General features: G+C 46.1%; 27 protein-coding genes. 14 read left to right on the forward strand and 13 right to left on the reverse strand.

Going from position 1 to position 25,191, the window contains the following annotated elements; translation table 11 throughout:
* Positions 1 to 76: 76 nt before the first annotated feature.
* Positions 77 to 631: an RNA polymerase sigma factor gene (locus H3H32_RS22905; protein ID WP_182457934.1), complete on the reverse strand. Its 555-nt coding sequence runs from the start codon at positions 629 to 631 to the stop codon at positions 77 to 79.
* A 377-nt stretch (positions 632 to 1,008) separates the two neighbouring features.
* Here H3H32_RS22905 and H3H32_RS22910 point away from each other — a divergent pair, with 377 nt between their 5' ends.
* Positions 1,009 to 1,878, forward strand: coding sequence for a glycosyltransferase family protein (locus tag H3H32_RS22910; protein WP_182464451.1), 870 nt, complete (start codon positions 1,009 to 1,011; stop codon positions 1,876 to 1,878).
* A gap of 93 nt (positions 1,879 to 1,971) precedes the next feature.
* Here H3H32_RS22910 and H3H32_RS22915 read toward each other — a convergent pair whose 3' ends face one another.
* Together H3H32_RS22915 and H3H32_RS22920 are read right to left on the reverse strand one after the other, a co-directional pair.
* Positions 1,972 to 2,853: a hydroxypyruvate isomerase family protein gene (locus tag H3H32_RS22915; RefSeq protein ID WP_182457935.1), complete on the reverse strand. Its 882-nt coding sequence runs from the start codon at positions 2,851 to 2,853 to the stop codon at positions 1,972 to 1,974.
* Between the two features lie 92 nt (positions 2,854 to 2,945).
* Positions 2,946 to 3,578, reverse strand: coding sequence for a 3-keto-disaccharide hydrolase (locus tag H3H32_RS22920; protein WP_374191853.1), 633 nt, complete (start codon positions 3,576 to 3,578; stop codon positions 2,946 to 2,948).
* A 298-nt stretch (positions 3,579 to 3,876) separates the two neighbouring features.
* On the opposite strand from H3H32_RS22920, the gene moeB reads away from it, so the two are divergent.
* The 6 genes from moeB (at position 3,877) to H3H32_RS22950 (ending at position 8,575) form a co-directional block, all read left to right on the forward strand.
* Positions 3,877 to 5,016: a molybdopterin-synthase adenylyltransferase MoeB gene (gene moeB, locus H3H32_RS22925; protein WP_182457937.1), complete on the forward strand. Its 1,140-nt coding sequence runs from the start codon at positions 3,877 to 3,879 to the stop codon at positions 5,014 to 5,016.
* 136 nt (positions 5,017 to 5,152) lie between these two features.
* Positions 5,153 to 6,205 carry a lysylphosphatidylglycerol synthase transmembrane domain-containing protein gene (locus H3H32_RS22930; protein WP_182457938.1) on the forward strand — a complete coding sequence of 351 codons (1,053 nt, stop codon included), beginning with the start codon at positions 5,153 to 5,155 and terminating at the stop codon, positions 6,203 to 6,205.
* Positions 6,206 to 6,234: 29 nt separating this feature from the next.
* Positions 6,235 to 6,486, forward strand: a complete 252-nt coding sequence (locus H3H32_RS22935) for a hypothetical protein (RefSeq protein WP_182457939.1) — start codon at positions 6,235 to 6,237, stop codon at positions 6,484 to 6,486.
* 114 nt (positions 6,487 to 6,600) lie between these two features.
* The gene (gene rfaE2 / locus H3H32_RS22940; protein WP_182457940.1) at positions 6,601 to 7,080 is read left to right on the forward strand and encodes a D-glycero-beta-D-manno-heptose 1-phosphate adenylyltransferase; all 480 of its coding nucleotides are present in this window, start codon (positions 6,601 to 6,603) and stop codon (positions 7,078 to 7,080) included.
* 194 nt (positions 7,081 to 7,274) lie between these two features.
* Positions 7,275 to 7,697 carry a DUF2147 domain-containing protein gene (locus tag H3H32_RS22945; RefSeq protein ID WP_182457941.1) on the forward strand — a complete coding sequence of 141 codons (423 nt, stop codon included), beginning with the start codon at positions 7,275 to 7,277 and terminating at the stop codon, positions 7,695 to 7,697.
* Between the two features lie 212 nt (positions 7,698 to 7,909).
* Complete coding sequence (locus tag H3H32_RS22950; RefSeq protein ID WP_182457942.1) at positions 7,910 to 8,575, forward strand: zinc metallopeptidase; 666 nt, start codon at positions 7,910 to 7,912, stop codon at positions 8,573 to 8,575.
* 82 nt (positions 8,576 to 8,657) lie between these two features.
* On the opposite strand, the gene H3H32_RS22955 is transcribed toward H3H32_RS22950, so the two are convergent.
* Positions 8,658 to 9,056: a phage holin family protein gene (locus H3H32_RS22955; RefSeq protein WP_182457943.1), complete on the reverse strand. Its 399-nt coding sequence runs from the start codon at positions 9,054 to 9,056 to the stop codon at positions 8,658 to 8,660.
* A gap of 76 nt (positions 9,057 to 9,132) precedes the next feature.
* Between H3H32_RS22955 and H3H32_RS22960 the strand changes: the two genes are divergently transcribed.
* Both H3H32_RS22960 and H3H32_RS22965 read left to right on the forward strand, forming a co-directional pair.
* A complete protein-coding gene (locus tag H3H32_RS22960; protein WP_182457944.1) occupies positions 9,133 to 9,861 on the forward strand; it encodes a class I SAM-dependent methyltransferase in 729 nt (242 codons plus the stop codon).
* Between the two features lie 123 nt (positions 9,862 to 9,984).
* Positions 9,985 to 10,794 (forward strand): toxin-antitoxin system YwqK family antitoxin, encoded by an 810-nt coding sequence (locus H3H32_RS22965; RefSeq protein ID WP_182457945.1) that lies wholly within the window; start codon positions 9,985 to 9,987, stop codon positions 10,792 to 10,794.
* 116 nt (positions 10,795 to 10,910) lie between these two features.
* On the opposite strand, the gene H3H32_RS22970 is transcribed toward H3H32_RS22965, so the two are convergent.
* The gene (locus H3H32_RS22970) at positions 10,911 to 12,575 is read right to left on the reverse strand and encodes an amino acid permease (protein WP_182457946.1); all 1,665 of its coding nucleotides are present in this window, start codon (positions 12,573 to 12,575) and stop codon (positions 10,911 to 10,913) included.
* Between the two features lie 143 nt (positions 12,576 to 12,718).
* Here H3H32_RS22970 and gldA point away from each other — a divergent pair, with 143 nt between their 5' ends.
* Positions 12,719 to 13,636 carry a gliding motility-associated ABC transporter ATP-binding subunit GldA gene (gene gldA, locus H3H32_RS22975; protein WP_182457947.1) on the forward strand — a complete coding sequence of 306 codons (918 nt, stop codon included), beginning with the start codon at positions 12,719 to 12,721 and terminating at the stop codon, positions 13,634 to 13,636.
* Positions 13,637 to 13,709: 73 nt separating this feature from the next.
* Here gldA and H3H32_RS22980 read toward each other — a convergent pair whose 3' ends face one another.
* The 3 genes from H3H32_RS22980 to aroB all read right to left on the reverse strand — a co-directional run bounded on the left by H3H32_RS22980 (position 13,710) and on the right by aroB (position 16,131).
* Positions 13,710 to 14,285 (reverse strand): REP-associated tyrosine transposase, encoded by a 576-nt coding sequence (locus H3H32_RS22980; RefSeq protein WP_182457948.1) that lies wholly within the window; start codon positions 14,283 to 14,285, stop codon positions 13,710 to 13,712.
* A gap of 152 nt (positions 14,286 to 14,437) precedes the next feature.
* A complete protein-coding gene (locus H3H32_RS22985; RefSeq protein ID WP_157586287.1) occupies positions 14,438 to 14,971 on the reverse strand; it encodes a DUF4136 domain-containing protein in 534 nt (177 codons plus the stop codon).
* Positions 14,972 to 15,090: 119 nt separating this feature from the next.
* Positions 15,091 to 16,131, reverse strand: coding sequence for a 3-dehydroquinate synthase (gene aroB, locus H3H32_RS22990; RefSeq protein WP_182457949.1), 1,041 nt, complete (start codon positions 16,129 to 16,131; stop codon positions 15,091 to 15,093).
* A gap of 87 nt (positions 16,132 to 16,218) precedes the next feature.
* Between aroB and H3H32_RS22995 the strand changes: the two genes are divergently transcribed.
* Complete coding sequence (locus H3H32_RS22995) at positions 16,219 to 17,460, forward strand: MFS transporter (protein WP_182457950.1); 1,242 nt, start codon at positions 16,219 to 16,221, stop codon at positions 17,458 to 17,460.
* A 360-nt stretch (positions 17,461 to 17,820) separates the two neighbouring features.
* Here the strand turns inward: H3H32_RS22995 and H3H32_RS23000 are convergent, their stop codons facing one another.
* Entirely contained in the window at positions 17,821 to 17,943 is a 123-nt protein-coding gene (locus H3H32_RS23000; protein ID WP_445265562.1) for a hypothetical protein, read from the reverse strand.
* A 164-nt stretch (positions 17,944 to 18,107) separates the two neighbouring features.
* Here H3H32_RS23000 and H3H32_RS23005 point away from each other — a divergent pair, with 164 nt between their 5' ends.
* Positions 18,108 to 18,665 (forward strand): hypothetical protein, encoded by a 558-nt coding sequence (locus tag H3H32_RS23005; protein ID WP_182457951.1) that lies wholly within the window; start codon positions 18,108 to 18,110, stop codon positions 18,663 to 18,665.
* Positions 18,666 to 18,797: 132 nt separating this feature from the next.
* Here H3H32_RS23005 and H3H32_RS23010 read toward each other — a convergent pair whose 3' ends face one another.
* Positions 18,798 to 19,940, reverse strand: coding sequence for a pyridoxal phosphate-dependent aminotransferase (locus H3H32_RS23010; protein ID WP_182457952.1), 1,143 nt, complete (start codon positions 19,938 to 19,940; stop codon positions 18,798 to 18,800).
* A 252-nt stretch (positions 19,941 to 20,192) separates the two neighbouring features.
* On the reverse strand, positions 20,193 to 21,218 hold the full coding sequence (locus H3H32_RS23015) for a glycosyltransferase family 9 protein (protein WP_182457953.1): 1,026 nt from the start codon (positions 21,216 to 21,218) through the stop codon (positions 20,193 to 20,195).
* 43 nt (positions 21,219 to 21,261) lie between these two features.
* Between H3H32_RS23015 and H3H32_RS23020 the strand changes: the two genes are divergently transcribed.
* The gene (locus H3H32_RS23020) at positions 21,262 to 22,497 is read left to right on the forward strand and encodes a M16 family metallopeptidase (RefSeq protein WP_182457954.1); all 1,236 of its coding nucleotides are present in this window, start codon (positions 21,262 to 21,264) and stop codon (positions 22,495 to 22,497) included.
* Between the two features lie 71 nt (positions 22,498 to 22,568).
* A complete protein-coding gene (locus H3H32_RS23025) occupies positions 22,569 to 22,895 on the forward strand; it encodes a nucleotide pyrophosphohydrolase (protein WP_182457955.1) in 327 nt (108 codons plus the stop codon).
* 88 nt (positions 22,896 to 22,983) lie between these two features.
* On the opposite strand, the gene H3H32_RS23030 is transcribed toward H3H32_RS23025, so the two are convergent.
* Together H3H32_RS23030 and H3H32_RS23035 are read right to left on the reverse strand one after the other, a co-directional pair.
* On the reverse strand, positions 22,984 to 23,631 hold the full coding sequence (locus H3H32_RS23030; RefSeq protein WP_182457956.1) for a sterol desaturase family protein: 648 nt from the start codon (positions 23,629 to 23,631) through the stop codon (positions 22,984 to 22,986).
* Positions 23,632 to 23,716: 85 nt separating this feature from the next.
* Complete coding sequence (locus H3H32_RS23035; protein ID WP_182457957.1) at positions 23,717 to 25,054, reverse strand: NAD(P)/FAD-dependent oxidoreductase; 1,338 nt, start codon at positions 25,052 to 25,054, stop codon at positions 23,717 to 23,719.
* Positions 25,055 to 25,191 lie beyond the last annotated feature (137 nt).

Genomic DNA, 25,191 nt, shown 5'->3' on the forward strand with positions numbered 1-25,191 from the left:
TCCAGGTTTCAAGTTCCAGGTTAGCAGACCACCAAATGGAACTTGAAACGTTAAACCTGAAACCTTTAATATCAACTCAGGCGATTCCTATATCTTTTTGAACAGCAAATCGGATCACTTTCATCGATCGAACCATATGCTTTTTGATCGCATGGCTCGATATACCTAAGATTTGGGCAGCCTCATCGTAACTTTTCCCCTGTTGCCTACATAGGGTAAATACGGCACAGCTTTGGGGCGGTAATGTGTCTAAAACGTCTTGAAGAAATTGCTGATATTCCTTGGCTATAATGGCGTCTTCGGTATCGTTTGTTGAGGTATAATGCCACCTTACTACTTCTGTCTTTATCCGATCTTCTACGGCAGCCCGCTTAAGGAAGTTAAACGTATGGTTTCGGGTAATCGTGAACAAATAGGGTTTAAAGGCATGGATATCCTTAGTGGCTAAACGGTCCTCCCATAGTTTCATGAATACCTCCTGACAAATGTCATTCGACAGATCCGTTGATTTCAGAAATTTACAGACGAAACGATGGATACTAGGTCGGTAAAAGTCATATAGTTTGCCGAATGCCTTTTCATCACCCTCAGAAATTTGATTAAGCAAACTGCTTTCGTTGAAAAAAGTCATTGACCGAAGTGAGTGAAGTTAAAATTCAGTACAGTTTTAGCAGAATGCCCATACGCTGGTTGTGCCAGAATCAGTTGCAGATTCACAACGAGACTTACTATAAGACTAAAAAATCATCTTTATTTAAAATTATATTTTGAAAATTACTTAAATATAAAATATTATTTCAAATATATTCAATATACCTATATAAATCATCAGATTAATTAATAAATCAGGCAAAAGCTAAGCCATATTTTGTGTGACTCCAATGGGGTCACAAAGGCTGTAGATGATTCAACTCCAGGATTCCTGCTTACTTGCTGAATCTACGCGTCTGGCAGCTAACGAAAACGGACTTATCTTTACCAGCTCGTAGTCAATCCAATTTGCTCCCCATGAAAGTAGCTGGATTCAGTTTTATCCGCAATGCCGTTCAATTCGATTACCCTATTGTTGAGGCTATCACCTCGGTCCTGCCCTTATGCGATGAATTTGTGATTGCTGTTGGTGACTCAGACGACGATACACTTGGGTTGATTGAATCGATCAAGTCCGATAAGATTCGCATTATTCGAACAACCTGGGATGATACGGCCAAAGCCGGAGGGCGCGTGTTAGCTCTGGAAACCGACAAAGCGCTGGCAGCTGTTTCGCCGGATGCCGATTGGGCGTTTTACATCCAGGGCGATGAGGTATTGCATGAACAGTCGATTCCGGTTGTGAAGCAGGCTATGGAGCAGTACCTGAACGATAAGAGTGTAGATGGGCTATTGTTCAAATACCTGCATTTCTACGGTTCCTACAGCTACGTAGGCGACTCCCGTCGATGGTATCGGCGCGAAATACGCGTGATTCGAAATACTGGAAATGTGGTGTCGTACAAAGATGCCCAGGGATTTCGGACGCGCGCTAACCAGAAGCTGAAGGTGAAGTTGATTGACGCCTACATCTATCACTATGGTTGGGTAAAACCACCCGAAACGCAGAAAAAACGGCTACGCAATGCGAATCATTTCTGGAATACCAGCGCAACCATTGCTCAGGCCGATGCCAGTGTTGATGCCTTCGATTATAGTCAAATCGACTCACTTGCACATTTTACAGGGACGCACCCTGCCGTGATGCAAGCCCGCGTTGATCGCTTGAACTGGCCATTTACATTCGATACCAGCCAGAAACGCTACTCAGCCAGAGTCCGTTTTCTAACCTTCATGGAAAAACTCACCGGCTGGCGTATTGGTGAGTATAAGAATTATAAGTTGTAGAGACGCAATTCCTTGCGTCTCCATTGCGTCAGCAATTTGCAGCATCAACAATCATTCATAGTATGAGACGCAAAGGATTGCGTCTCTACAAAACTAAACGTCACATATAGCCACCGATTCTTTCAGGCTGGTTAATGGGTCGCGTTTGGGGATGAACTCCTGCGCCACAAAACCTTTGAAACCTGTGTCGACAATAGCTTTCATGATAGCAGGATAATAGAGTTCCTGTGTCTCATCGATTTCGTTCCGACCGGGATTACCACCTGTGTGGTAATGGCCAAAGTACTTATTGTTCTCACGGATTGTCCGAATGATATCGCCCTCCATGATCTGCATATGATAGATATCATAAAGCAGTTTGAAATTCTCAGAACCAACTTTTTTGCAAAGCTCAACGCCCCAGGCCGAGTGATCGCACATGTAATCCTTATGATCAACCTTACTGTTGAGCAGTTCCATGATCATCGTGATACCGTACTTTTCAGCACTTGGCATCAGTCGTTTCAAACCAACGGCGCAGTTTTCTAATCCCTGCTCGTTGCTCATACCCCGGCGATTGCCCGAAAAACAGATAACTTGCGTCAGACCCGCTTCTTTCATTTTCGGAAAAATAGCTTCGTAACTGGCTACCAGCTCGTCGTGGAATTTTGGATCGTTGAAACCATCTGGAATCCCTTTTCCGGCTCCCTGTGCCATCGAACAGGTAAGGCCATATTTTTTTAGGGTAGGCCATTCAGCGGGGCCCGTTAAATCAATTCCTTTGATGCCCATTTCCTTAGCCGATTTGCATAAGTCATCGAGCGAAATTTTACTATAACACCACCGGCAAACCGCGTGATTGATACGTCCTTTCAGCATGGGAGCTGCTTGTTCAGATTGAGACATGGAACTGGCGAAGGAATTAGTCAGGGCAGGCAGCGTTAACACTGTTCCTGTTAATGTTTTAAGGGCCGTTCGGCGAGAGGATGATTTCATAAATTATGAATGACTAATGATAGAATGACTGAATGATAGAATAAGAGGCTGACGGGGGTCATTCTATCATTCAGTCATTCTATCATTCAAAATTATAATTCGCGAATTCGAATATTGCGATACCAGACTTTGTTGCCGTGGTCTTGCAGAGCGATATGCCCTGTCGAATACTTACCAAAGCCTTCCCATCCCTTAAATTTACTTTCTGACACCATTTTGTCCCATTCAGGACCACTGGTTGGATACTCAGCTGTTTTCTTTCCGTTCAGGAATTGCTCTGCCTTACCATCTTTGATGATCAACTTGGCTTTATTCCATTCACCAGCCGGTTTGGCGGCTCCGAGGTTAACAGGCTTTTGTAAATCATACAGAGCACCGGCAGTCCGGTTATTATCGCGGCCTTGCTTGGCATCGGGATGGCGCTCATTATCAAGAACCTGCATTTCGGGGCCGGTCTGATACGTAGCCCGGTATTTCGGATCTTCGTGAACGTGGTAAATAATGCCGCTGTTGCCTCCTTCGGCAATTTTCCATTCTACCTCCAGCTCGAAATCACCATATTCCTTATCCGTGACTAAATCACCAGCCCCACCTGCCGTTAAGTGAATTGCCCCATCATCGACAATCCATTTTTCGGAGATGGGCTGTCCTGATTTTAAGTAGATATGCCAACCTGTTAACGTTTTGCCATCAAACAGAGTCTCCCACTTGCCTTTTTTGGCCATAACCTCACTATTTTTACTAATAGCAGGTTTTGGAACGCTAGTTGCCTGGATAGGATTGTTAACAAAGGTCATAGTCAGAGCGAGCAGACCAACAGCCAGGGGTTTTCCGACTGTAAAATAGGTATTGTTCATGGTTGAGAAACGTTTGGATTTTGCCGGGGCAATAGTACTAAAAAAAAGTACATACAGGACGTTTACGAAATATTTACGCCAGATGTTAGTTTAACGCAATTTTAGTGATGAGAAATCTGTTTGTTTATAGCGCTATAACCTCACCCAACTTAATATAGACAATTCTATGGAAGCAACAACGCTGGTACCTTCCGAACAGCAACGCTATCAGAAACACCTGAATCTCCCCGAAATTGGCCCAGCGGGTCAACTAAGGCTCAAAAATTCGCGTGTACTAGTTGTTGGCGCTGGTGGATTAGGATGCCCGGTTCTGCTCTATCTGACAGCTGCTGGCGTTGGTACAATTGGCGTTATTGATCCAGATAAAGTTGATTTAAGCAATTTACAACGTCAGGTGCTTTATACAACCGATGAAATTGGAAAGCCTAAAGCCAAGATCGCCGTTAATCATCTGAATCGGCTCAATCCAGATATTACCTTCGATACCTACACGATGTCGCTGGATATCAGCAATGCCCGTTCTATTATCGAAGCGTACGATATTGTGGTCGACTGTACCGACAATTTTAAAGTGCGTTATTTAGTTAATGATGTTTGTGTTACGCTTGGAAAACCGTTCGTATATGGGGCCATTCATCGGTTCGAAGGGCAGGTAGCTGTTCTCAATGCCGACCTGGGCGATGGTCGTCGGGGGCCAACGTACCGATGCTTATTTCCCGAATATCCCAACGAAATTGAAATTCCTAATTGCAACGACACGGGTGTATTAGGCGTGCTGCCGGGCGTAATTGGCACCTATCAGGCAAACGAAGTTATCAAACTGATTACAGGCGTTGGCCAGACGCTGAATGAGCATTTGTTGATGGTCGATTTACTGTCGATGGGTCAACAGAAAATCAAGAATAAACGCCGGGCCGATGCTGTCGAACTGGCTCGACAAGGCTTGACGACAGCGGGTTTACGCCCAACTCCGGGGGCATTGGGACCACAGAAAATGTCGGTTCAGGAGCTATCTGAACGCCTGATCCTGGGCGACGATATTTTCCTTCTGGATGTTCGGGAACGACCTGAATATGATTTGTGCCATCTGGAAGGCTCTGTATTGATTCCAGTAGGTATGATTCCAAACAATCGGAAACGTATTCCAACGGATCGTCCTGTTGTCATTTATTGTCACCACGGTATCCGATCGGCCAATGTGGCTCAATACTTATATGCACAGGCAGGGCTAACGAATTTGTATAATCTCGACGGGGGAATAAACGCCTGGGCAAGAGACATTGAGCCCGAAATGGCGGTATACTAGCAGCCATTTGCTAAACGTTACCGTTCATTTCAATGAAACTCCGTTACTTTGTAGCGGAGTTTTTTTAATGTAGCGCGGCTGAGAAGCCGTATTTATAGTACTCTCAGCGCGACTTTCCAGTTGCGTTACACACTGTATGAATCTCAAGAATATACTTAAATACCTTGTTTCCCTCTCTATTGCTGGGGGATTGCTGTGGTTTACCTTTCAGCAAAGCCATCTCGATGCGGCTGGTTTATGGCAGAAAATCAAAGCTGCCGATTATCGTTGGGTATTACTTTCAGCCGTACTTACCCTTGTAGCCCACTGGAGCCGGGCCGAACGCTGGCGTATATTGCTGGAACCGGTTGTTCCTCAACGTCCCACCTCACTGGATACAACGGTAAGCGTTCTGACGGGCTATCTGGCGAATATGGCCCTACCCCGCGCTGGTGAATTTATCCGCTGCGGAACACTGTATCGGCTATCGGCAGTACCCGTCAATGTTAGTTTTGGCGCAGTTGTCGCCGAACGGCTCTTCGATTTGTTGATGCTGGTGTTATTGCTGGCAGCTACGTTTGTTCTGGAGTTTGATCGTATCAGTCAATTCTTTCTCGAATTTCTGGGTGGTAAGCTCCCCAAAGGCTCTAGTGGCTCAGGGATATTACTGCTGGCAGGGGCCGTACTGTTAGGCGGTGCATTACTTGCCTGGTTTCTGTTCAACCGTTACCGGGAAGCACTGGGTCGTCATCCCTTATATCAAAAGGTCAGCGGTTTTCTAAAAGGGTTGCTAGACGGTCTGCTCAGCGTTCGAAAAATACACAGACCTGGCGCTTTTGTATTTCATACATTGCTCATCTGGACAATGTATTACTTAATGTCGTATACCCTGTTTTTTGCCATGCCTGCCACCGAAAACCTCGGCCCATTGGCTGGGTTAACGATTCTTATGGTTGGCACGCTGGGTATGGCAGCGCCTACGCCAGGAGGCATCGGTTCATTCCACTTGCTAGTTGGTCAGGTTGCCTTGCTTTACGGCCTTACCACCCAGGATGGCCAGATACTAGCTACGTTCATTCATGGTGTTTCCACGCTGATGATCATCATTCTAGGCGTTTTGGCGCTACTAGTTGTGCTGCTCCGGCGCAACAAAACCACTGAGTTGCCCGACGTGCTGGACGATCCTAAAGCGGTGAAACTGGAGCCGTAATTGATTATATTTGTAAAAACAGACCAGCTATGAGTGTCGCAGAAGAATTACACAAAACGATAGATGAACTGTCAGAGGAACAGCAACGAGAGTTGTTGGTAACCGTTCGCCAGTTTCTACGGGAACAACCAGTAGCTGAAGAAAATAATCCAGAGTACCAGTCTCTCCTCAAAGAACTACTAACAAAACGTTATAATTACTATAAAGCTCATCCAGAAACAGGAGTTTCGGGCGAAGAGGCTTCCCGTCGTATCCGGTTGAAATATGGATGGCCCAAATAAATTTTCGATTGTATTTACTGAACAAGCCGATCTTGATCGTGATAGAATCATTGATGAATTAATTGCGCATAAGCCTTCCTTGAGCGACTCAATATTGAGTTTTGATTGAATCTCATGACCGAATCTAAAATTCTTACTCGCGAGCAAGCCATCCGTCAGGCTGATCAATGGCGCGCTGAAGGCAAAAAAATTGTTTTTACGAACGGCTGTTTCGACATTGTTCACTTGGGCCACATAGATTATCTCGAAAAAGCCCGTGCCCTCGGTGACCGTATGATTCTGGGTCTTAACACAGATGCATCGGTTAGTTGTATCAAAGGCCCATTACGCCCTGTTGTGAATGAGTACGCTCGCGCCCGACTCATGGCTGCGCTCGAATTTATTGATGCCGTCACGCTTTTTGGAGAAGAAACCCCGCTTAAACTGATCGAAGCGGTTAAGCCTGATATCCTCGTTAAAGGCAACGACTACACAGTCGAAAATATCGTCGGTTCCGATTTTGTGTTAGGTCGCGGTGGCCGCGTCGAAACAGTTGCGCTTGTACCGGGCTATTCGACCACCAAGCTTATTGAACGAATCAAGCAAAGTTATTAGCGGTTTATAGAACCGCACCGGCGGCCCGGGCTGATTTTTAAGATTATTATGATTGTTCAGCTATTTAATCTACTATGTTTATGGATTTAGAAATATATTCTATATTTTTAAGTTCTGTTACGGACCAACGGTAAGCTACTAGCCAGGCTACGGAGTCGTTTCAGTTGATTATCACTCTATAAATCAGCGTACAAATGATTTCATTGCGCAGCCAGCGTTATTTCTGGGGCTTGAGCCTGATAGTGCTTCTCCTCTGGCCTATTACTGGTAAGTCTTCGGTAGACCATACCGGAGATCAGATTTTGGGGCGCTGGCTATTTCCTGCGAAAGGATCGAGTGTAGAAATCTATAAATCTGGCAATCAGTATTTTGGTCGTATTTTTGACGTAAGTACTACTGGTAAAAACCAGTTTGGCGTCGTTAAGAATCAACTATTGATGCAGAACCTATCCTTCGACGGCAAAGGCTGGTCGAGTGGTCAATTGATTCATCCGAAAACAGGAAATCATTTTGATATTGAACTTCAACTCCTCGATTCGCAGACACTTACCGCACGGATTTATAAGGGATTTCGGTGGCTACATAAAGAATATGTATTGACGCGGGCACCTCAATAACATCCTTATTTTTCGGCATTGGTATTCGGCTCTATTCGTTCAGCGGGTAGAGCCGAATGCGTTTTGGGCGTTTAAATGGCCCGCAGGCTTGATAAATGGTCAGCCCATCGGGATACTTTTTGGCCTAACGGTTGTTTTACTAGTAACGACCGAATACCTTGGCCGTTTAATTGAAACCACAAACCTGACTAATTGAGATGATCTGGTTAATTATGATTCTTACCTTCGGTGCTAGCGCATTTGTGAGCTGGCGATTACGAAGCAAATTCAATGAATACTCCCAAATTGGCCTGAGCAATGGCTTGAGTGGTGCTGAAGTGGCGCAAAAGATGCTGAACGAAAACGGCATTTATGATGTCCGCGTTGTATCGGTTGAAGGGATGCTCACCGATCACTATAACCCGGAAGAAAAAACCGTAAACCTGAGCGCCGATGTGTATTATGGCCGAAGTGTAGCCGCTGCGGCTGTTGCGGCCCACGAGTGCGGGCACGCTGTGCAACACAAGCTAGCTTACGCCCCTCTGAAATTCCGTTCGGCCATGGTCCCAGTGCTAACGGTTTCATCGCAATGGATGCAATGGATTCTGCTGGCCGGTGTTTTACTGATCCGTACAACGCCTATTCCATTAGCCATTGGGGTTGCTCTGTTTGCCTTGACAACGCTGTTTAGCTTTGTTACCTTACCCGTTGAGTTCGATGCCAGCAAAAGAGCCCTGGCCTGGATTCAAAACCGGGGCGTTGTGAATCAACGCGAATATGGTTTCGCCAAAGATGCGCTTTGGTGGGCTGCTATGACCTATGTGGTGGCCGCTCTTGGCTCATTAGCCACGTTGCTCTACTACGCAAGCCTCTTGTTGGGCGGTCGTCGGAGCGACTAATCAACCGCTAATTTCAATAATCAAAAAGCCGGATCGATCTCGATCCGGCTTTTTGATTATTGGACTGGAAGTATAGTCACCGTCAGGCCAATTGTAAATAAGAAAGCAGGTAAGTAACATAGCCTGATTCAACCATTTCGGGCGTTGGTGCCGAGCGGTCGATCAACATGCCAGCTACAGCAACCGCCAGCGCAATAACGAGTGCGGGCCAGAAACCGACAATGGTAAAACTGTCCATGAATTTATCGATCAGTTTTAGCAAAAGAGCCGTCACCACAATTCGAACGAGTCCGGTTAGCAGGAAAAAAGTAAACAGGTTAAGTGGAAAGCGGATCAACCAGCCCACAAAGAAATTCAATAAGCCCAGTAGCAGGGCAATGAGTACCGCCGTTCCGAAGTTTTTAACATCAATTTGCGGCATCAGGTAGGCTAAGCCGAAAATAACGGCAGCATCAAGCAATACATGTAAGATAAGATTCATAAACTCTCTAATTAGTTAAATTGAACAACTGTTTGCACTTGAGATGGTTTACTGATTGCATCTGAACAACGTAGCTATGACACGACGCTGGATTCTATACTTTGCTTTACTGACGAGTGGCTACCAGGGTTGGTCACAACAAACCGTTACCGCACCCCAGGCCACGCCAGCAAATATATACCAAGTCAGGAAAGCTAGCCGTGATGGTACTGGCAAAATATACCAAGGCCGGGAAATTGCGCAGGTTATGGGACACCTGGGCGCTTCGTGGCTCGACCGACCGGAACGTGAACGCGAAGAACGCACCGATTTATTACTAAAAGCCCTCAACCTGAAACCTACCGATGTGGTAGCCGACATTGGCGCCGGGACCGGCTTTTTTACGTTCCTGATGGCACCCAAATTAACGAAAGGAAAGGTGCTGGCGGTTGATATTCAGCCCGAAATGATTACGTATCTCAATGAAGGCAAAGTCAAACACAAAGCAGCTAATGTGGAGCCCGTTCTTGGTACTGAATCAGATCCCAAATTAGCCACCAGCAGTATTGATCTGGCTATTCTGATCGACGCTTATCATGAATTTTCGTATCCCCGAGAAATGATGCAGCACATCGCATCAGCCTTAAAACCGGGTGGACGAATCGTACTGGTCGAATACCGCGCTGAAGATCCAAACGTGCCTATCAAAGAACTTCACAAACTAAGCGTAGCCCAAGCCACGAAGGAAATGAACGTTATTGGGTTGAAGCTCCTAAAAAACGACGATCGGCTTCCGCAGCAACACATTATGTTTTTTGGTAAATGAGTATGGTAAATTTTCCAGTAACGAACCATTTTTCTCAGTCAATTACAACCGTTCCATCTGGTTCTGAATCTTTTAGGTATCCTATTCGATACAAGTGTTAGAACATTCCTAAAAACTCAGTATATGCGCCATTTGTACCTTTTCGTCGGAGTATTACTTTTTTTATCTGCCTGCCAGGATGGAAATGAGGCTCAACCTCTTACGGGGCCCGTTCAATCAATCGCCGATTTACCTACTGATTATCAACCCATTCAGAATGGTAGTTTGATAGCAGGCCGCTTAAAAAGTGAGACCAGTGCCGGGCAGTTAAGTGGTGAATGGCGTTACAACCAACAGGGCAAATTAATAGAAGGGCGCCGGTACCAGAACGGACAGGTGGCTACAGCTGATCAGTACCGCTATGATACCAATGGCCGATTACGTTACGTACAGCACTTCGATAATGAGTGTGGCTATTCAAGTCTCAGTACATGCACTGGTCCGGTCAAGTGGACAAGTTATGATGAGATTGACCTCGATAACACCGGACGCATTCAGGAGAGTCGTACGTTTTTGAAACTATCGGGGCAATGGAAACTACGCAGCACAACCACTTATGAATATGATAGCCAAAATCAGCCAATAAAGGTCGCGCGCTACGATGTTGCCTACAATTTAATCGTAACCCAGGCACTAACTTATGATAGTAAAGGCAACGTAGTTTCAGTCCGGGAACTGAACACAGGAGCCACACCTGACCTTGCCGACCGTACGTTTACTTACAACTACGACCAGGCGCTAAATCCCTATGCAGGCACCGTACATTATGTTTCTGCCTTTTTCACGAGCCGACACCTGCAACGCACAGCGAACGAAACCTACGACTATGCAGCCAATGGCTATCCGATTCGTATTCGACAAAACAACCTCATAACGGAACTATCTTATTACTAAGTCTCCAGGTGAGTTTTTTTTGACAGGATAAAATAGGATTTTATAATTCTCTTTTTAAATCCTATTTTATCCTCTACGGCGGTCCGGCTGTAAATCCTGTCGAAAAATAAACTTCTCTACTGATGAGACAGCTTACTTTTTCGGAATCCGTACGAGAAGTAAATCACTAAGCCAATCACTAGCCAGATTCCAAAAATCTTCCAGTTACTAGCGCCTAACTCAGTCATCAGGTAGAGGTTCGTTAAGATACCGATTACAGGTAACAACGAGAAATTGTACCGGAAACCCTGTACGGCCAGAAACGTCCACACACCCCAGAAAACGATCAGCAGTGGTTTACTTTCTAAGGTTTGCAGTAAATCGGCACCAGTTAGCGCATACGCCAGCACAGCCAGCAGCACAACACCAATAATGTATTTGCCATTAATATAAGGCACCTTGAATTTTGATTGTGCCGTTAACCCTCTGGCATCCAGAAACAGGATACCCGCACAAACGAGAATGAACGCGAAAAATGTCCCGACGCTTGTTAGATCGACAAAGAATTTCAGGTCCATAAACAGCGAAGGAATGGCCACTAGAAAGCCCGTAACAATGGTAGCAAACGAAGGCGTTTTGAATTTGGGATGAATCGTCGAGAAGCGTTTCCAGAGCAAGCCATCGCGACTCATGGTCATCCAGATGCGCGGTTGCCCAAGTTGATACACCAACAACGCACTCGTAATGGCGACAACGGCACTTACCGAAATGACGCCCGCAACAAAATCAAGGTTCACTTTCTGAAATACATAAGCCAACGGATCGCTTACGCCCAGTTCTTTGTAATTAACCATACCGGTTAGCACAAGTGTAATCAGCACGTACAAAATGGTACAGATACCCAGGCAATAGAGCATGGCACGGGGTAAATCGCGCTGCGGATTTTTGCATTCCTCGGCAGTGGTTGAAATTGAGTCGAAGCCGATAAACGCAAAAAACACCGATGCCACTCCGCTCAACACACCCGACACGCCATTCGGTGCAAAGGGAGACCAGTTGGCAGGTTTTACATAGAAGGCCCCTACCCCGATAACCAGCCCAATTACAGCCAATTTAAGCACGACCAGAATATTACTCGCCGTACGCGACTCCTTAATGCCAACATACACCAGTGCGGTAATAAGGGCCGTAATGGCACCTGCGGGCAGATTAGCAATCAATTTTAAATTACCAAACATGGGCGCATTGGCATAAGCCTCGGCTAGTAATCGTGTATTATCAGGCAAGGTTGTTAACGCTGTGCCCGCTTGTTGGGTCTGTTGTACTAATTCGTACGCACGAGATGCCGAACCATAATCGGTAGCAAAATATTTGGGAAACGTGACGCCAAATCCACTGAGCATCGATGTAAAGTATTCCGACCACGAAATAGCAACCACCATGTTGCTAACTGCATATTCGAGAATAAGCGCCCAACCGATAATCCACGCAAAAATCTCCCCGAAGGCCACGTACGCATACGTATAGGCGCTACCGCTCACAGGTACCGTACTGGCAAACTGAGCATAACTGAGTGCGGTGAATACACAGGCAATCGCGGTAAATACAAATAATAAGGATACAGCCGGCCCACCGTTATAACTTGCCAGTCCAATCGTACTGAAAATACCAGCCCCAATAATAGCCGCAATGCCAAACGAAGTCAGGTCGCGAACTCCCAGCGTCTTTACAAGTTTGCTCGATTCACCTTCAGCGGCATCACTTAGGATTTGGGTTACGGTCTTCTTACGAAAAAGGGACATAAACGGAGGGAGAAAAACTGTGTCTATTGATGTTAAACAGCTAAAATAGAAATTCTTTCCGGTTTTTAATCTGTTACGTTTACATTCGCCTTATGCCAATTAGCCATCGGCTATCGTTCATTGTTCAGTATCACCAGTAAATTATGTCGATCCGGGTTCAGAATCTTACGAAAGAATATAAGCAGCAGCGGGCTGTCAATCAGATTTCCCTTACCGTCGAACCAGGCGAAATTGTTGGGTTTCTTGGGCCAAATGGTGCCGGGAAATCAACAACGATGAAGATTGCCACTGGTTATCTCCAACCTACCGATGGCACGGTAGAGGTGAACGGTTTCGATGTTCGAACACACTCAATGGATGTTCGCCGGAGTGTTGGGTATTTGCCCGAGCACAATCCGCTTTATCTGGACTTATACGTGAAGGAATACCTGCGCTTTGCGGGTTCTTTACATGGCTTGCGCGGTTCCGCCCTAAACCGACGGATTGGCGACATGATTGAACTAGTCGGCTTAGGGCGCGAGCAACACAAACGGATTAGTCAATTATCGAAAGGCTATCGCCAGCGTGTTGGCTTAGCCCAGGCCCTGTTGCATAACCCGCCTGTATTGATTCTCGACGAACCAACAACGGGACTTGACCCTAATCAATTAGCCGAAATCCGACAGGTTATTCGCAATGCCGGACGCGACAAAACCGTATTGTTCTCAACACACATCATGCAGGAAGTTGAAGCCATTTGTGACCGCGTCGTCATCATCAACCGGGGCCAGATTGTCGCCGACAGTCCACTAAGTCAGCTTCGTAGTTCCGCTTCGGGCGCAGGTGTCGTTGTTGTTGCAGAATTTGAGGGGAATCTGGAGAATCCTGACCTGTTAGCCTCTATTCCTGGCGTTGAGCGTGTAGAGCCTCTGGAGCGTGGTCAGTATCGAGTCACAGCAGCCCCCAACACAGACTTACGGGCCGCCATCTTCCGCCTTGCGGCCGATCAAAGCCTAACTTTAGTGGGCCTACGTCAGCAGGAAAATTCGCTAGAGGGGATTTTTAAGGAGTTGACCAAGTAACGCGGACATCCTGTCCGCAGTGTGATAGGATTTGCTTATTGAACATTGCGGACAGGATGTCCGCGTTACTGGGTTACTCGTATTGACAATAACTGTGAGGCCAATCTTCCCAATCCGTAACTAGACCCGCTTTTACAGGATTTTGCAGAATATAGTTAACAATGCGCTTAAATGATTTCTCATTTCTAACAGCGTGGTCGTAACTCTCCGACTGCCAGAATGGTTGCCCTGTACGGTTCAATAGTCGGTTCGCCCGAACAGCTGTATACGTTTTTAAACGCTGAAGTATTTTATAGAAAGGCATATCTTCACATAATACGGTCAATAATACATGAACATGATTGGGCATCACACAATAGGCATGTAAATGATAGTGCGTAGTATGACCAAAGTGTAAACTTTGCTTAACCAATTCCGCGATCTCTTCATTTTTCAGCCAATCTGCCCCACTCCGACAAGTATCTATGTATTGATCAAATGACACAAAATATCTACCCTCCAGTCGTTTCTTAGCTACTTCTAATGACTCATCCTCACGACTATTCTGCTGAATTAGCCAATCGTGTTCTTCTTGAAGTTGACGTAATATTGCGAAGGGGACTGTACCGTGAAGGCGGTAAGTTATAAATAATGTTTCGCCGGGCGGCATGACATGGGGCAAACGTCGGTGGTACGGCTCGTGCATGTACTACATACGAAAGCCGCTCGCAAAAGTAACGCGGACATCCTGTCCGCAGTGTAAGAAGACGTAATCTTTTTATACACTGCGGACAGGATGTCCGCGTTACTTGGTTACGTTACTTACTTCACAGTCGCCATCAGCGGGTATTGGTCGAAAATAGACCGGACGATACCTTTGAAGTAATTATTCTTGAAGTTCTGGTTGCGCATCATTTTCGACGCATACCCTTTCCAGATGACCTGATACGACTCGGCATCGATCAATGAGATCATCAATGTGCCTTCATCGAGATTATAGTCAATTCGTTTGTAGGTGGCGTCATCGTCTTCCCGAACTACCCAGTCCTTAATGACGGGTTGTTGATAACCACGGAAACGCAGATCAGATCGGAAGATGTTATACGAGATCAATAGGTTCGGAGCGCGGTTGCTCACCCGATAGCCACGAGCTTCCATCTGGTGCCGGATAGCGTCCTGAATGTCGGAACAGAGAAGTGTGGAGTCCACAAATTCGCACTCCAGAAAATTAAAGGATTCGTAGTTTTTAAAATGGCCTTCGTAGCTATAGTCATGCTCTACAAAGAGCCTGCTCGACGAACAGCCTGCCATAACGATAGCAGATAGCACAAACAAAATACCAATGCACTTTTTCATACCCAGCTTGTAAAGGTTTTAATTATATACTAGAATGAGTTATTAGTGAGAGTATACTTTGGGGTCGAACCCAAATATAACCGTAATTGTTTGGCAAACAATACCGTATGACCAAATTTTCAATTCTTATTTAGCCCCCGGTAAAACTCCAGTCCCCGACGCATTTCGGCAATTGTTACGTGGATATCAAAGGCACAACTACCCGGTCCGTCGAGCAGAGACATACGCACTTCCCGACCCCGATTCTTTTTGTCCTGCGCTGTTAGTGTCAGAATAGGCTCAACATCTTCATCGGTCAAACGTACATTTCCATATACGGCAAATATGTATTCTTCGATTTGCGTCAATAGGTCCTGATCGATCATCTTTTTCTGAAAAGCCATAAATGCTTCGGCAACCATACCAACGGCAATAGCTTCTCCATGCAATAATCGTTTGCGGGGTTGATTCAGGAAATAGGTCTCTACCGCATGACCCAGCGTATGGCCAAAGTTCAAAATCTTACGGAGTCCTTTCTCAGTAGGGTCCTGGGCAACCACTTTCTCTTTAACGGCAACCGAATGAGCAACCAACACCGCCCAATCCTGCTCATCAAGATCGCGCCGACGGATTTCGTCCCACATCGCAGCATCAGCAATCAGGCAATGTTTAATAACTTCGGCAAACCCCGACCGAAGTTCGCGTTCGGATAACGTTGATAGAAAAGCGGGATCAATCAACACGGTATTGGGTTGTTGAAATACCCCGATGTGATTTTTGAGTCCCCGGAAATCAATGCCAAGTTTCCCGCCTACACTGGCATCCACCTGTGAAAGCAACGTAGTAGGCAATTGTGCGAACGCAATGCCGCGTTTGTAGGTAGCCGCACAGAAACCGCCCATATCGCCAATAACCCCACCGCCCAGGTTAAGTACCAGCGCATGTCGGTCGAAATTAGCGCGCGTCAACGCATCCCAGATTAGCTCGCAGGTGGCAATGTGTTTCTGCTCCTCGCCTGCCTTAATCCGAACAAGCGTATGCTTGGGCAATATCGTTTTTAGCTCCGGGTAGCAAAACCGGAATGTATGGTTATCGGCGATAACGGCAATGGCCGAGAAATCGTTAGCGTCCAGAAAAGCAGGTAGGCTTTCGGTGATGGGGGCGATGGTTACTGTTGACATACCGTAAAAGTACGGCGGTTGTCGGCAGGCAAAAAAATAGGAAGGCAAGTATTTTTTATTGTATTCTTGTATTTCCCTTCTTCATTCATGAAAGCTCGCTACCGGGTCTTATCAGGTTTATTCCTGCTGTCGACCATCACCTACCTCGACCGCGTTTGCATGAACGTAGTCAGCAAGTATGTCAAAACAGATTTACACCTCGACAATCAGCAACTTGGCTGGATTTTAGGAGCCTTTTCGCTGTCGTACGCACTCTTTGAAATACCAACTGGCTCGTTGGGCGACCGCATTGGCCCCCGGCGTGTACTGACGCGGGTTGTGCTCTGGTGGTCGGGGTTTACGGCCCTCACAGGTACGGCCTTTAATTTTGTGTACTTGCTGATTGTCCGGTTTCTGTTCGGTATTGGCGAGGCTGGAGCTTACCCCAATGCGTCTATCGTAATTGCCCGCTGGTTTCCGGCTGTTGAGGTAGGTCGGGCGCAATCCGTAATCTGGGCTGCCGGACGCCTGGGTGGGGCACTCACTCCCCTACTGGTCATTCCACTGGTTCACTGGGCGGGCTGGCGCTGGGCGTTTGCGATTCTGGGGATTGTCGGTGTCCTCTGGGCTATTGGCTGGTATTTCTGGTTCCGCGACGAACCGTCCGAAAAATCGGGAATCAGTGCGACTGAAGTAGAAGAAATCGAGACGGGTCGGAACATCAAACCAAACGACCACCGAATTCCCTGGACAACCATCATCAGCAATCCCGATTTATGGGCCTTGATGCTCATGTGCCATTTATTTTTCTACGGATCGTATTTTTTCACCAACTGGTCGTCGGTGTATTTTCAAGAGGGGCGCGGCCTGACCGAAGATCAGACAAAGAACTTCATCTCGTTATCGTATTTTCTGGGTGCTGTGGGCTGCCTGGTTGGCGGTTTACTGAGCGACACGTTAACGAAACGGTATGGCCTGAAAATCGGACGCCGGGCAGTTGGTGTTGGCGGCCTGGGCTTATCGAGCTTATTTTTCCTCCTGGCAGGTCTCACTACTGACAATGAACTGGCGGGCTATTTGCTCGCGATTTGTGTGCTGACGAAAGACTTAGCCCTTCCTGTAGCGTTTGCCGTTTGTGTAGATATCGGTCAACGAAACGCAGGTACGGTGGCTGGTTCTATGAACTTCGCCGGACAGTTGGGTGGCTTTTTCATCACGATCCTGTTCGGCATCATCGTGGAACAAACCAAAAACTTCAACTATCCTCTGTTTATGATAGCGGGTTGTTTGCTGGTCAGTGCGCTGTTGTGGCTGCGCATTGACCCAACGAAGCCTGTAGCAGTAAAGTAGAGGAATATGTTCCCAGCAATCAATTTAGCAATACACAGAAGTACGCACTATAAGAATCAAAAAGAATAAACTATGTGGACAATCGCTCATTACCTGGCTCCAGTAATCATAGTGCTTTCACTAATCAGCTATTTAGTAGGTATCACTGTTGGTATCTTGAGCATATTTGCGCTAATCAAATACCTTAAAAAATGATCTCACTCTAGAGATAAAGTCATTCCTCCCAAAAGCAAAAAGTGACAAGAACTCAATCCTGTCACTTTTTGTACTTTCGCCTTATAAACAAGCGGGTTTCCACGGCAACGGCCGACCGTCCGCCCTATACGATTACGACACCAATTTCAACCCATCGGCAAATGCCTACATTTGGGGCATGGTACCCAACGAAACGCGGCACCAGTATTGGCCATCGAATTTCCATTGGCGAATGCTTACACCCTGCTCCATCATGCGGGCAACGAAATCTTCACCTGATCGATCCATCTATTTGCCTTTCTACCCGTAAAAGGACAATAAAATAGGGTCTTTATCCACTTCAATTGTATAAAAGGAGATAAACAATAAAATATAATCTAATAAATATTTATTTGCACTAAATACTATTTATATTTACCAATATTACAAATTACCCTACTTATTTGTTTTAAATGAGGCTTATATTTCTTCTTGCATTTATTTTATTCTCTATTTATGTTTCGGGGCAAACTGATAAATCTCCATCAACGCCGTTTTTGGCAGTATCACCGACTTTCACACAATCAGATTCAGCCAGAGCTGAACTATTGAATCAAGACCCTGTATTTAAAAAGGTTTTATCCCGTCGAATATCCTACCCTCCTTTTGAAGTCACGATAAGAAGAACCAAACTGGTTTATGCCCAATTCGATATTGATACAATGGGACATATTCAGGATGTTATAATCCTTAATCCTTCCTTTGACTCTAGAATAGGGGGACGTGTCGATGATTTTGACGTAAACGTAAAAAAAGCGATACGAAAACTACCGCCGTTAAATCCTCGCTATTTAGGCCGATATACCTTACCCGTTATGTTTATTATAGATGATGGACAGACAGGTGAAATATTAAAGCCTACAAATACTATTATAGGCTTTTCATTTGGCAATCTATTATTAGAAACTATCTATATAAAAGGGTATTACATTTATGTGAATAACCCCAATAAAGGTGTCCTTAAATTTTAAAAGCACAGTCTAATACAAGTTAATTTATGGAGCTATTCTGCAAAAAAACCTTGAAAGATGCTAGCAGGATATGTTGCCATCTTTCAAGGTTTTTTGGCTACAAAAGCGGGTGGGAACCCGCTCTACTTACAATTACGACACCAATTTCAACCCATCGGCAAATGCCTGCATTTGTGGCATAGTACCCAACGAAACGCGGCACCAGTATTGGCCGTCGAATTTCCATTGGCGAATGCTTACCCCCTGTTCCATCATGCGAGCTACGAAATCTTCGCCCTTCATCCGGATTGGGAACATCACGAAGTTAGCGCCCGATGGCAGCGGTTCGTAGTTATGCTGCTTCAGCACACCCAGCAGATAATCTTTCGACTCCTGGGCCTTACCAAGCGAGTATTTGATAAAGTCCTTATCCTGCAAACTGACACTGGCTGCACGCAAGGTTGTTCCGCTGATACAGCCGCCACCCGTTGAGAATTTAGTGATCTGCTCCAGCAACTCAGGTTTTGCAATCATATAACCCGTCCGCAAACCAGCAAAACCGTGTACTTTCGAGAATGTCTTGGTAATGATGACGTTATAGCCTTTCTTAACCATATCCACCATTGTATAGGCTTTCGGATCGGGGGTGTAATCGATGTAGGCTTCGTCTACCAGAATTGGCGTCTTCGCACCAACGGCTTCGCAGAAGGCACGAAGTTTCGTTGGATCGACCGTAATAGCAGTCGGGTTATTGGGATTACACATGTATACCATACCTGTCTGGCTACCTATGCGCTCATTGAGTTTGTTCAGGTTGATGTCGTACCCATCAGCCGCTACCAGGGGAACACGATCCATTGTGATGCCATGTTTAACAGCAGCGCGGGGAAGTTGGTCAAAGGTTGGATCGGGCGCAACGATGGTCCGACCAGCATTCGGGCGATAAGCGGCCCACATCGAGGCTGCCGTCAATAACTCGCCTGAACCAGCTCCCAACAGAACGTATTCTTCAGGAACACCTTCGCTATCAGCTACTAATTTGCGAAATTTCTTAGCATGCTCCATCGCGTAGAGATAGCCATCAGGAGCAGCCTCTGCAATGGTTTTAATCACCTTTGGCGACGGACCATAGGGATTCTCATTAGCTGATAAGCGAGCTTTCAGCACGCCGTCTTTAGGCAGTTTGTAGCCTGCGAGCATTTCGGGTTCTGGTTCACAGAATGCAGCCGGTGCAGCCGCCAAACTTAAGCCAGATAACATACTGGCCCGGAGCCAGTCACGACGATTGAGAGACATAAGCGAAGGTTATTTTTATCGCATGAATAAATAAACTGACGACTAGACGTTAACGGACGAAACGACTTCTGGAAGCACTTAATACGAAGCCGAAAAGGATTATTTTGTTGTACTCTATCGAGTAGACCAAATATATGGCCGAAAACAACGTATTCAAATAATATTTCATTAAATATCAGTATCTATTATACAAAATTTTAATAAATATAAGAAAATACAAATAAAAGTAAACTATTCAAAGCCAACCTATTACTAGAATTCCAACTGCGCCAGTTCCTCTAACTGAATACTCCAGGCGCACCGAAAATGACCCAGTGGGCAAGCTACTCTCCCATGTAGGTTACAGGGTCTACAATCAAGCGTTTCGGGCGTTTGTACCACCCGCGAAACATCGGCCAGAGGTCCAAACCCAAACTCAGGTACCGTCGAGCAGAAAATGGCCGTCGTGGGCGCGTTCATAGACGAACACAGATGCAACGGAGCCGAATCATTGACGTAGTTCATCAGGGCTCGCTGCTGTAGGGCTGCTGATTGCAGCAAACTTAATTTCCCCGCCAGATTGACAACGGCTCTCCCCTCGCCAGTCAATGCTTTAATCGCATCACAAGCCGCCGTGTCGGTGGGGGCGCCTAACAAATAAACGGTCAGGTGTGCCGGTAAGGCATTTATCAATTCAACCCATCGTGCCATCGGGTACTGCTTCGTAAACCAGACCGACATCGGTGCTATACACACATATGGCTGATCCTGATAGATTTTGACAGCATCATAATCAGCATCCGATGGATACAACTTAGGGCGTGTCAGGGCATTCGCTTGAAGATGCTCGGTAAATCCTAATGCGGTTAGCAAACCTGCATTGCGATTGATTTCGTGCACACCGGGTTCAAATCGGTGATCAACTTGATACGTAAAGAATCGCGCGAAAGGGTTTTTATTGAATCCAGCCGTAACATCAGCTCCCGAAAAAGCGGTAAATAACCCCATTGTTCCGTAGCGTTGCAGGTTTAGAACGGCATCGTATTTACGATTACGAACAATTCGCAATAACCGCCACAAATCCCGATATTTGGTGCCCTTTTTATGCCAGACCAAGACTTCATTCAGAAATGGATGATTGGCCAACAGACTCTCATTTCCTTTACGAACCAACACATCAATAATGGCATCGGGCCGGGCTTGATGGAGTTGCTCGAGCAGAGCCGTTGCCAGAATCACATCGCCGATAAAAGCGGTTTGGATAATCAGGAACCGGGGCTGTTTGGTTGCGGTTATCATAAGTACGCGCTATACGTCGTTACGACTGCGTAAATTACTAAGAATGGAAGATTACGAAGTTTATACCCTGCCCAATGGAATTCGGATTGCGCATAAACAAATGCCGCATACGCAAATTGCCCACTGTGGTATTATGCTCGACATCGGCAGTCGCGACGAACAACCACACCAGCAGGGATTGGCCCATTTCTGGGAGCATATGGCGTTCAAAGGTACGGAGAAACGAAAGTCGTACCACATTATCACGCGGCTAGAAAACATCGGTGGTGAATTAAATGCCTACACAACTAAAGAAAAAGTGTGTTTTCACGCGTCTGTTTTAGGCGTTCACTTTGAGAAAGCAGCTGAATTACTGGCCGATATTACCTTCCACTCGGTATTCCCCGAAAAGCAGATCGAGCGCGAACGGGGTGTTATTCTGGAAGAAATGGCGATGTATTACGACTCGCCCGAAGACGCTATTCAGGACGATTTCGATGAATTGGTCTTCCCGAATCACGCGTTGGGGGGCAATATTCTGGGAACTACGGAAACGGTTGAAGCATTTCGACGTGAAGATCTTCAGCAATTCATTGCCGAGAATTACGACACCAGCCGGATCGTATTTGCGTCTGTGAGCAAGTTGCCGTTTAAACAGGTTGTGAAAGTTGCCGAAAAATACTTTCGGGATGTACCTGCTCAGCATTCTGCACGGAAACGCAAAATGCCAACGGACTACACACCACGTCAAACACAGGTTGAACGACCGATTACCCAGGCTCAATGCGCCCTTGGCCGACCTGCCTATGGCTTAACAGACCCACGTCGACTCCCATTCTTCATGCTTGTTAACTTACTTGGCGGACCGGGCATGAATTCTCGATTGAACCTTAACCTCCGAGAAAAGTATGGTCTGGTCTATTCGATTGACGCCAGTTATACACCTTATCTGGATACTGGTTTTCTGGGAATCTACTTTGGTACCGATCCCAAAAAAGTAGATAAGGCCCATTCGCTGGTCATGAAAGAGATGAAGCGGCTTCGCGAACAGTCCTTAACGACTCTGCAACTGCATCAAACGAAAGAACAACTGATTGGGCAGCTGGCCATGGCCGAAGAAAGCAACAACAGTTTTATGCTAATGATGGCCAAAAGCCTGCTCGATATTAATCGGGTGGAATCGCTGAACGATATTTTCAACGATATCAAATCCGTAACCGCCGAACAGCTTCAGGGCCTCGCGCAGGATGTTTTCGATGAAAGTCAGTTCAGCACGCTAACGTTTGTACCGGAAAAATAAGTCTGGGCCAAGCTCTGGCTTGGCCCGTTAAATTATCAGACGGGCCAAGCTCTGGCTTAGCCCAGACTATTATGACTATAAAAGATGCCCAATCTACCGTCGACGACTGGATAAAAACTGTTGGTGTTCGCTATTTCAATGAGCTGACGAACATGGCTCAACTAACCGAGGAAGTTGGTGAAGTTGCCCGTATCATTGCCCGCCGTTATGGCGAACAATCTGAAAAGGAATCTGACAAAAACAAAGACCTCGGCGACGAACTAGCCGATGTGCTTTGGGTACTCATCTGCCTGGCCAATCAGACCGGAGTCGATTTGACAGAGGCTTTTCATAAAAATCTGGATAAAAAGAATATTCGGGACGCTACCCGGCATTTATCGAATGAGAAGTTAAAGTAGCGCGGGTGGAAACCCGCGCTACTTTCAATAAAAAATGCCCGCTGAGATCAATCTCAGCGGGCATTTTTATTGAAGGTAATAGCTTCTGTTACTTCTGGAACGACCCAAAAATATAATCCCACATGGGCGACGATACGCCGTAGTTGCTTTCTGGGTTTTTGTAGTGGTGAACGCTGTGGTTAATCCAAAGCTGTTTGAAGAAATTCTTGGGTGGTGCGTACGCATGTACAATGAAGTGCGTGGCCAGATAACCTGAATAACCTACCAGAAAGCCAGGGAAGAACGCATAAGCAGCTTCGCCCATCATCAAAAAGAACAACCCAAAGAAAAAGGCAGCTACAAAAATAGCCAGTGCCGGAGGCATAGCCAACCGGGTTTTATCTTTTGGGTATTCGTGGTGAATGCCGTGGAAGGTATACTGAATTTTGGCCCGCTGGGGTGTTGACGGTGTTAAATGGTAGAGATACCGATGAAGAACGTATTCAAATAGCGTAAACGAAAATAGCCCCACCACAAACAACAGCCCAATGGTGGTATTGCTCATATCGGTATAGGTATACGCATACCAGCCCAAAAACACGGATAAGACAATCCACATCGAGATCGGAACCATGATGTGGGTGCGCGATAGCGCTTCTAAAATGGGGTTATCAAATAATTTTTTGGTGCCGCTATTTTTAGGCCGGGTTTTACCGTGACCAGCCATGGTTTGCAGCTTCTCAGTAGTAGATTCCATAAGTTGTACTCAATTAACAGTGCAAAATTACAATGAAAATAAATTCATAGGGTCAATATAGTAAACTCTATTTACTATATTTTAATTACGACTTGCTAACCTCTAACTGATCAGAAAGTTTTTCCTGCATAGCTGTCACGTCGCCTTTAGGTAGTTTTGGCCGTATAATCAGACGTAGTGAGTTATTGTATGTCAGGTAGTTAAACATCCAGTTCAGAAAGATCGATAGTCTATTTTTTACGCCAACAATCGACATTAAGTGTACAAATAACCACGTAAGCCAGGCAAAAAATCCCTGAAACTTGAAAAATGGCAGATCAACCACAGCCAAGCCCCGGCCAATCGTCGCCATTGTCCCTAAATCGTGGTATGTAAATTCCTCGGGTTGCTCGTTTCGAACCCAATGAATAAAGTTTTTAGCCAGATGTCGTCCTTGTTGCATAGCCGGCTGCGCTATCTGCGGGTGACCATTCGGCCATTTTTCTTCGGCCATCATCGCGACATCACCAATCGCGAATACATCCGTAAAGCCCTGAACCTGACTGTAGCGATTGACCAGCACACGCCCACCCCGTCCGATAACCTCGGTGGGTAAGCCAGCCAGTGGATTGGCTTTTACGCCAGCCGCCCAGATCAGGTTGTTGGTTCGTAGCGTTGTGCCGTCATTCATGGTAACTGTCCGTCCGTCGAAATCCTTCACACGGGTATTCAGTCGTACATGCACACCCAGGCCCTCTAAGTATTTCAACGAATGCTGCTGCGATTGTACAGACATCGGCCCTAATAGCTCTCCACCCGACTCAATGAGGTAAATATCCATCATCTTGAAATCAAGCTCAGGATAATCCTTCGGCAGAACGGTCTTCCGCATTTCGGCCAGCGTTCCACACAACTCCACACCCGTTGGACCGCCCCCTACAACCACCACATCCATCAAGCCCTCCCGCTCATCAAGCGTTTCGACACTTAATGCATCCTCGAAATTCTGAAGCATCCGGTTTCGCAACGCAATGGCCTCTGATACCGATTTCATTGGCAGGGCTTTCTCGATAATGTTCTGCTGGTTGAAAAAGTTAGTGTCGGCCCCGGTAGCCATCACCAAATAATCGTATGTAATTGGTCCCAGCTCCGTATCGATAGCCTTATCGGCCGTTCGAATTCCCGTGACATTAGTCACCCGGATATGTACGTTTTTGCAATTACCAAACACCGCACGCAACGGAAACAGAATCGAGTTTGCTTCTAAACCGGCTGTAGCCACCTGATAATAAAGCGGCTGGAACTCATGATAATTCTGTTTATTGATCAGAACTACCTGAAACTCCTTTCGGTGAGATAGCTTACGGGCCAATTTCAGGCCACCAAAACCAGCACCAACAATGACTACGCGCTTACGATCGGTTTGAGGTATGTTTGGGTTCATTCAACTATATGATTTACACCAGACTGCTGATGATCGATCATTGACAGACGGTGTGCATTTTTGGTGATGAGCCTCTGACCACACAAAAGTCGGCAAAAGCTACTTGCAACAAACTGACAATTGTAACATCAACGACT

Source organism: Spirosoma foliorum (assembly GCF_014117325.1).
In the GTDB taxonomy this organism is placed as follows: Bacteria; Bacteroidota; Bacteroidia; order Cytophagales; family Spirosomataceae; genus Spirosoma; species Spirosoma foliorum.